The organism is Streptomyces sp. S6, from assembly GCF_054880855.1.
On record NZ_JBTYMC010000311.1, the window covers coordinates 1 to 7,714 of the forward strand.

A 7,714-nucleotide genomic window follows, 5' to 3' on the forward strand; every position below is an offset into this window, starting at 1 on the left:
CATGACGTCCGTCGGCCCCGGCAGATCCATCCACTGGATGTGCAACTGCTCCATCGCGTCGGCGTCCACGACGATCACCGACAGCTCGGACAGCGGGTGGATCCGCATCCGCCGGCACGCGGAAGGAGACCGGTGAGCGCGCCCCACACCGACGTCGAGCAGGTCGAGGCCGCCAACACGGCGTTCTACGAGGCGCTGGAGAGCGGCGACTTCGAAGGGGTGTCGTCGCTCTGGCTCACCCCCTCCGACCTGGGCGTCGACGAGGAGTACCACGACCCCGCGGACGCCGGGGTGGTGTCCTGCGTGCACCCGGGCTGGCCGGTGCTGACCGGGCGGGGCGAGGTGCTGCGGTCGTACGCGCTGATCATGGCGAACACCGACTACATCCAGTTCTTCCTCACGGACGTGCACGTGTCGGTGACCGGGGACACCGCCCTGGTGACGTGCTCGGAGAACATCCTCTCCGGCGGTCCCGCACCGGCCGCCGGGGAGGAGCTCGGCCCGCTGGTCGGCCAGGTCGTCGTCGCCACGAACGTCTTCCGCCGCACCCCGGACGGCTGGAAGATCTGGTCCCACCACGCCTCCCCGGTCCTCGCGGAGAACGACGTCGACCCGGACGACGAGGACGACGAACCGGCGTCCTGAGACGGGATCCGGCCCGCGAGCCCCCCGCAGGGAGCAAGAAGTGGTTGGAATCACGAACCCCTGGGTAGGGGCGGCTACCGACCCGTCAGCGGCCGGGGCGGCCAAGGGAGTCGGTGAAGCGCTCCCTCGCCCCCGGCCCGGTCCCGCGCCCGCCGCGGACCGGCGCTGTCAGTGCTCGCGGGTAGATTCGCATCGAGGCCGGTGAGCCGCTCGCGCAGAGCGGCGGCCGGCCCCCGACCGACGACTTGCAGGAGTGATTCGCGTGGATCGTGTCGCGCTGCGCGGCCTGAGGGCCCGTGGGCACCACGGCGTGTTCCCGAAGGAACGCGAGGAGGGCCAGACCTTCGTCGTGGACCTCGTGCTGGGCCTGGACACCCGCCCGGCCGCGGCCGCCGACGACCTGGCGAAGACCGTGCACTACGGCATCGTGGCCGAGGAGGTCGTCGCCGTCGTCCAGGGTGAGCCGGTCGACCTCATCGAGACGCTCGCCGAACGCATCGCACAGACCTGTCTGAAGCACGACGGGGTCGAGGAGGTCGAGGTGTGCGTCCACAAGCCGGACGCCCCGATCACGGTCCCCTTCGACGACGTGACGATCACGATCACCCGGAGCCGCGTATGAAGCCGCCCGCCGACCCCACCGTCCAGCCGGTGCCCGCGTCGGTCGTCGAGCAGGTCGACGCCGCCGACACGACCCTGCACAACCCGCAGTGGGCCGTCCTGTCCCTCGGCTCGAACCTGGGCAACCGCCTGGAGACCCTCCAGGGCGCCATCGACGCCCTGGAGGACACCCCGGGCCTGCGGATCAAGGCCGTCTCCCCGGTGTACGAGACGGAGCCGTGGGGCGTCGACCCGGCGAGCCAGCCGTCGTACTTCAACGCGGTCGTCGTCCTGAAGACGACACTGCCCCCGTCGTCCCTCCTGGAGCGGGCGCACGCCGTGGAGGAGGCGTTCGACCGGGTCCGCGCGGACCGCTGGGGCGCGCGCACGCTGGACGTCGACATCGTGTCCTACGCGGAGGTCGTGGACGACAACCCGCGCCTGACGCTCCCGCACCCGCGCGCGCACGAACGCGCGTTCGTCCTGGCCCCCTGGTACGACGTCGATCCGGACGCCAAGCTGCCCGGCCGAGGCACGGTCGCCGAGCTGCTCGGCGAGGTCGGCCGCGAGGGTGTCGTCCCCCGGGCGGACCTGGAACTCCACCTGCCCGCGTAGTCGTTAAGGTCGGTGACGACACTGCGTCCGCGGGAGGCTCCCGCGGACCACCGGGGGAGCCGAAGGGACACCGTGAGAGAGCTGCGCATCAGGGTGCTGGCCGGCGTGTTCGCCGTCGCCGCGATCCTCTCGTGGGCGGGCGCCCGCCTGTGGAACTCGCTCGGAACCCTCCCCAGCGTCCCGCTGGCCGCCCCCATCGTCCTCGCCCTGATCGCGGCCGTCCTGCTGGCCACCGCGCTCTCGCTGCGCGCCCGCCTCAAGGCCCAGCGCGAGCGCCGCCCCGGCGCCAAGGGCGTCGACCCGATGATGGCCGCCCGCTCGGTCGTCTTCGGCCAGGCCAGCGCCCTGGTCGCCGCCCTCGTCTCCGGCATGTACGGCGGCGTCGGCGTCTTCCTCCTGGAGTTCCTCGACCTCCCGGCCCGCCGCGACCAGGCCATCTACGCCGGCTTCTCCGTCGTCACCGGCATCGCCGTCATAGTCGCCGCGATCTTCCTGGAACGCGTCTGCCGCCTCCCGGAGGACGACGACCACACGGGCGGCAACGGGCAGCCGTCGGCGGCCTGAGGAAGGGTCAGCGAGGGCTGCGGATCAGATGCCCGTTGGCAAGGAAGCCGAGTTGAGGATCCAGGCGATAGCTGTAGAGAGTGAACGGCTTGCTCCCTCTGCCCTGCGCAGACGGGCGTCGTGAGCCGTAACCCAAGCCGATTCGTCCAGGTACAGCGGATGCGCCTCGGGTCGGTAGGTCCCTCTACGGGGCCACTGGTCAGAGATGTAGACGCGTGAGACCCGACCGACCGTCGGGTTGGGTGTGAACCGTGCGCCGATGACAGCCGCCAGTTCACGCAGGAACGGCACGTTGGCACTGACCACGACCCGAGCATCCCAGTGCTTCTGAATCCGATGACCGTCACCATCGACGTAGCCGTCGAGGAAGCCGGCGAAGGTGGCATCGTCACGGAGTACCACCCTGGGAAAGCGCTGCCTCATGTGGTGAGCGTCCCCACCCACGTACTGCCGCAAGGCGTCAGCGAGGTACGACGAGACAACTCGCACGCGGAACCCCGGAATGTCTCGTTGGAGGTATCCGGAGGGACGGGTCACCGGTTCGAGCCGAGCGGGCAGCCCGGTCGCCTTGGTCAGGCATTCCGCATACTTGGCAGCGAAGTCCTCCTCGTTGACGATCAGGGACACGTAGTTCCTGCCGACCGTCCCGTCGGCGCACGTGGCCCCGACGAAGTAGCCGAACTCGTAGCCCGGCCGTATCTCCAGCCGCTCACGGCACAGCTTCCGCGCAGGAGTCCAGGTGAGCCTGGTACCCGCCACGTCGGCAGCGGGCATCCAGCCGTCAGAAGTGCACAGCTCCTGGGCAGCGGCAACCATGAACGCCCCACTGTCGGTGACCACTTCGACGATCTCGCGGACTTTGGCCACCGTGATCTCCACGACGGTCGTCCGAACGGTCCGAGGTCCGTCCAGCGTCCAGAGCTTGCAGCCCACCTCGACGTTCCTGGCCTGCCGTGCTCCCCCGATCACGCTCACCAGTTGTTTGCTGGGCAGTCCGTGCGCCACCGTGATCTCCCTTGATCAGCAGTCGACTCCACTGATCAAGGATCGTAGGGCTTGCCACTGACAATCGGTTCAGCGCCCGATGATCAGGCTCATCGCCTCGGCCCGGGTCGTGGCGTCACGGAGCTGGCCCCGGACCGCGGAGGTCGTTGTCTTGGCGCCCGGTTTCCGGATGCCACGGACCGACATGCACATGTGCTCGGCCTCGATCACGACGATCGCTCCCCGCGCTTCCAGGATCCGCATGAGCGAGTCCGCGATCTGGGTGGTGAGCCTCTCCTGCACCTGGGGGCGGCGAGCGAACACCTCGACCAGGCGTGCGAGCTTGGACAGGCCGGTGATCTTGCCTGTCGCGGCCGGTATGTACCCGACATGAGCCACGCCGTGGAACGGCAGCAGATGGTGCTCACAGAACGAGACGATCTCGATGTCCCTCACCAGGACCATCTCGTCGTGCCCCAGGTCGAACGTCGTCGTCAGCACGTCCTCAGGCTTCTGCCGAAGCCCCGCGAGAAGCTCCTTGTACGCCCGGGCAACCCGCCCCGGCGTCTCCCTGAGCCCCTCCCGGTCCGGGTCCTCGCCGACCGCGAGGAGCAGTTCGCGGACGGCGTTCTCGGCGCGCTTCTCGTCGAACTCGCCGATGGCGCCCTCGCCGTCCAGCTTCACGGGGTCGGTCATGTGGCTGCCTCGTTCCTGTGCGGGTCGCGCGTGTGGGTCACGCGGCTGAGCTGCGGGCATACGAAAACGCCGCGCCCCCCAGGCTAGATCCTGGGGGGCGCGGCATCCATTTCGGGACCGGCGTCAGCCGTCGTTACGGTCCTCCGGGGCCGCCACGGGGGCGGCTTCCGTGGCCTTGGCGGTGATCACCGAGGCGGAGGAGCCGTTGGCACCGTTCGTCAGGGCCAGCTCCCGGGGGGAGAGCACCGGCGGACGGGTGGACGGGGTGCGCCGGGAGGAGCCGGTCCACGCGGGGCGCGCGGGCCGCTTGTGGAGCGCGGAGAAGATCTCGGCGATCTCCTCCTTGCCCAGCGTCTCCTTCTCCAGCAGGGCGAGCACGAGGTTGTCGAGGACGTCGCGGTTCTCCACCAGGATTTCCCAGGCTTCGTTATGCGCATTCTCGATCAATTTCTTGACCTCTTCGTCCACCAGGGCGGCTACTTCTTCCGAGTAGTCGCGCTGGTGGGACATCTCGCGGCCGAGGAACGGCTCGCTGTTGTCGCCGCCGAACTTGATGGCGCCGAGCCGCTCGGTCATGCCGTACTGGGTGACCATCGCGCGGGCCGTGGCCGTGGCCTTCTCGATGTCGTTCGAGGCGCCCGTGGTCGGGTCGTGGAAGACCAGTTCCTCGGCCGCCCGGCCGCCCATCATGTAGGCGAGCTGGTCGAGCATCTCGTTGCGCGTGGTGGAGTACTTGTCCTCGTCCGGGAGCACCATCGTGTAGCCGAGGGCGCGGCCCCGGGACAGGATCGTGACCTTGTGGACGGGGTCGGAGTTCGGGCAGGCCGCCGCGACCAGGGCGTGTCCGCCCTCGTGGTACGCGGTGATCTTCTTCTCCTTGTCCGACATGATCCGGGTCCGCTTCTGCGGGCCCGCGACCACACGGTCGATCGCCTCGTCGAGCGTGCCGTTGTCGATGAGCTTCTTGTCGCTGCGGGCGGTGAGCAGCGCGGCCTCGTTGAGGACGTTGCTCAGGTCCGCGCCGGTGAAGCCCGGGGTGCGGCGGGCGACCGCCGCGAGGTCGACGTCGGGCGCGACCGGCTTGCCCTTCTGGTGGACCTTGAGGATCTCCAGACGGCCCTGGAGGTCCGGCGGGTCGACCGCGATCTGGCGGTCGAAGCGCCCCGGGCGCAGGAGCGCCGGGTCGAGGATGTCGGGCCGGTTCGTCGCGGCGATGAGGATCACGCCGCCCTTGACGTCGAAGCCGTCCATCTCGACGAGCAGCTGGTTCAGCGTCTGCTCGCGCTCGTCGTGACCGCCGCCGAGGCCGGCGCCGCGGTGGCGGCCGACCGCGTCGATCTCGTCGACGAAGACGATCGCCGGGGCGTTCGCCTTGGCCTGCTCGAAGAGGTCACGGACCCGGGAGGCACCGACGCCGACGAACATCTCGACGAAGTCGGAACCCGAGATCGAGTAGAAGGGGACGCCCGCCTCGCCGGCGACGGCGCGCGCGAGGAGCGTCTTGCCGGTGCCGGGACGGCCGTAGAGGAGCACGCCCTTGGGGATCTTGGCGCCGACGGCCTGGAACTTGGCCGGCTCCTGGAGGAACTCCTTGATCTCGTGCAGTTCCTCGACCGCTTCGTCGCACCCCGCGACGTCCGCGAACGTCGTCTTCGGGGTGTCCTTGGTGATGAGCTTGGCCTTCGACTTGCCGAAGTTCATCACCCGGGAGCCGCCGCCCTGCATCTGATTCATCAGGAACAGGAAGACGACGACGATGAGGACGAAGGGGAGCAGGGACAGCAGGATGCCGACGAACGCGTTCTGCTTGGTCGGCGAGACCGTGTACCCCTTGGGGATCTGCTTGTCCTGGTACTTGCTCTGTAGCGTGCTGGCGATGGTCACGCCCTGGTCGCCGATGTAGCTCGCCTGGATCTTCGAGCTGCCCTTGATCTTCACGCCGTCTTTGAGCGTTGCCTTGACGGTCTGCTCGTCGCCGGTGGTGATCTTGACCGACTCGACCTGATTGTTGTTGATCGCCTGGACGACCTGGCCTGTGTCCACCGTCTTGTAGCCGCCGGACGAGCCGACGACCTGCATCAACACGACCACGGCAAGGACGGCCAGCACGATCCACATGACCGGCCCACGGAAGTATCGCTTCACGTCCATCCACACGGAGCGGTGCCGCCCCGTCCCTCCTGCCATAGTGAGTTTGATAAGACAGTTCTCCCGACGGTACCCCAGCCTGGGCGGCCACAGCCGCACTCAGGACCCGGCAGTGCCGTCTGCATGCTCCAACGGCGCGAATCCCGCTGGAGTTCCCGCCTGCCCCGTACGAGGTTGCGCGGGAGGGTTCAGCCGCCGTAGACGTGGGGCGCGAGCGTCCCGACGAACGGCAGGTTGCGGTACTTCTCGGCGTAGTCGAGGCCGTATCCGACGACGAACTCGTTCGGGATGTCGAAACCGACCCACTCGACGTCGATGGCGACCTTGGCCGCGTCCGGCTTGCGCAGCAGGGTGCACACCTTCAGCGACTCGGGCTCGCGCGAGCCGAGGTTCGACAGCAGCCACGACAGCGTCAGGCCGGAGTCGATGATGTCCTCGACGATCAGGACGTGCCGTCCCTTGATGTCGGTGTCGAGGTCCTTGAGGATCCGCACGACGCCGGAGGACTGGGTGCCCGCGCCGTACGAGGACACCGCCATCCAGTCCATCGTGACGGGGGTGGACAGGGCGCGCGCGAGGTCGGCCATGACCATCACCGCGCCCTTGAGGACGCCGACGATGAGCAGGTCCTTGCCCGCGTACTCCGCGTCGATCTTCGCGGCCAGCTCGACGAGCTTGGCGTCGATCTCTTCCTTGCTGATGAGCACCTGCTGGAGGTCGGCACCCATGTCTTTCGCGTCCACCCGGATCACTTTCGTCGCTCGTCGCACCGGCCACCGCCCCTGGAGGAGGGGCGGGGATCAGCTCTGCCGGATGACCAGTCTGCCACCCTGCCGCTGGGCGACCACTTTGCCGGGCAGGTTGATGGCCTTCTGGCCGCGCCAGCCGGTGATCAGCCGGTCGATCTCCTCGATGTGCCGGGCGAAGAGCGAACCGGCCGGGGAGCCCGCCTCGATGGCGGCGCGGCGCAGGATGCGGCGGCGGACGGCGGGCGGGAGGGCGTAGAGCTTGGCGCACTCCAGGAGGCCCGCCGCGTCCCGTACGGACGCCTCGGCCTGGCTCGCCCAGGTGTCGAGGGCGTCGGCGTCGTCCCGGGAGAGCTGGGCGGTGCGGGCGAGGGCCTCGACGACGCCTTTGCCGAGGGCCTTCTCCAGCGCGGGCAGGCCCTCGTGCCGCAGGCGGGAGCGGGTGTAGGCGGGGTCGGCGTTGTGCGGGTCGTCCCAGACGGGGAGCGACTGGACCATGCACGCCTTGCGCGCGGTCTGCCGGTCGAGCTCCAGGAAGGGGCGCCGGTAACGGCCGCCGGCCCCCGAGACCGCGGCCATGCCCGACAGGGAGCGGATCCCGGAGCCGCGCGCGAGGCCCAGCAGGACGGTTTCGGCCTGGTCGTCGCGGGTGTGGCCGAGGAGGACGGCGCTCGCGCCGTGGCGCTGCGCGGCGGCGTCCAGGGCGGCGTAGCGGG

9 protein-coding genes and 1 pseudogene are annotated in these 7,714 nt (G+C 69.4%); 4 read left to right on the forward strand and 6 right to left on the reverse strand.

The window, feature by feature from the left end; all coding sequences use genetic code 11:
• Positions 1–120: pseudogene (locus ACVNF4_RS29410) on the reverse strand (rRNA maturation RNase YbeY); the annotation flags it as partial.
• A gap of 12 nt (positions 121–132) precedes the next feature.
• Between ACVNF4_RS29410 and ACVNF4_RS29415 the strand changes: the two are divergent.
• The 4 genes from ACVNF4_RS29415 (at position 133) to ACVNF4_RS29430 (ending at position 2,424) form a co-directional block, all read left to right on the forward strand.
• On the forward strand, positions 133–645 hold the full coding sequence (locus ACVNF4_RS29415; RefSeq protein WP_461805922.1) for a nuclear transport factor 2 family protein: 513 nt from the start codon (positions 133–135) through the stop codon (positions 643–645).
• A 262-nt stretch (positions 646–907) separates the two neighbouring features.
• Positions 908–1,267: a dihydroneopterin aldolase gene (folB, locus tag ACVNF4_RS29420; protein WP_461805923.1), complete on the forward strand. Its 360-nt coding sequence runs from the start codon at positions 908–910 to the stop codon at positions 1,265–1,267.
• Complete coding sequence (gene folK / locus ACVNF4_RS29425; protein WP_461805924.1) at positions 1,264–1,860, forward strand: 2-amino-4-hydroxy-6-hydroxymethyldihydropteridine diphosphokinase; 597 nt, start codon at positions 1,264–1,266, stop codon at positions 1,858–1,860. Before folB ends, folK begins: the two co-directional genes overlap by 4 nt.
• A 72-nt stretch (positions 1,861–1,932) precedes the next feature.
• Positions 1,933–2,424, forward strand: a complete 492-nt coding sequence (locus ACVNF4_RS29430) for a DUF3180 domain-containing protein (protein ID WP_461805925.1) — start codon at positions 1,933–1,935, stop codon at positions 2,422–2,424.
• A gap of 24 nt (positions 2,425–2,448) precedes the next feature.
• Here ACVNF4_RS29430 and ACVNF4_RS29435 read toward each other — a convergent pair whose 3' ends face one another.
• The 5 genes from ACVNF4_RS29435 to tilS all read right to left on the reverse strand — a co-directional run.
• Positions 2,449–3,429, reverse strand: coding sequence for a hypothetical protein (locus ACVNF4_RS29435; RefSeq protein ID WP_461805926.1), 981 nt, complete (start codon positions 3,427–3,429; stop codon positions 2,449–2,451).
• Between the two features lie 69 nt (positions 3,430–3,498).
• The gene (folE, locus tag ACVNF4_RS29440; protein WP_461805927.1) at positions 3,499–4,104 is read right to left on the reverse strand and encodes a GTP cyclohydrolase I FolE; all 606 of its coding nucleotides are present in this window, start codon (positions 4,102–4,104) and stop codon (positions 3,499–3,501) included.
• 123 nt (positions 4,105–4,227) lie between these two features.
• Positions 4,228–6,255, reverse strand: coding sequence for an ATP-dependent zinc metalloprotease FtsH (ftsH, locus tag ACVNF4_RS29445; RefSeq protein WP_461805929.1), 2,028 nt, complete (start codon positions 6,253–6,255; stop codon positions 4,228–4,230).
• 185 nt (positions 6,256–6,440) lie between these two features.
• Entirely contained in the window at positions 6,441–6,980 is a 540-nt protein-coding gene (hpt, locus tag ACVNF4_RS29450; protein ID WP_010351442.1) for a hypoxanthine phosphoribosyltransferase, read from the reverse strand.
• A gap of 72 nt (positions 6,981–7,052) precedes the next feature.
• The coding region (gene tilS / locus ACVNF4_RS29455) for a tRNA lysidine(34) synthetase TilS (RefSeq protein ID WP_461805928.1) at positions 7,053–7,714 on the reverse strand (662 nt) is incomplete at its 5' end.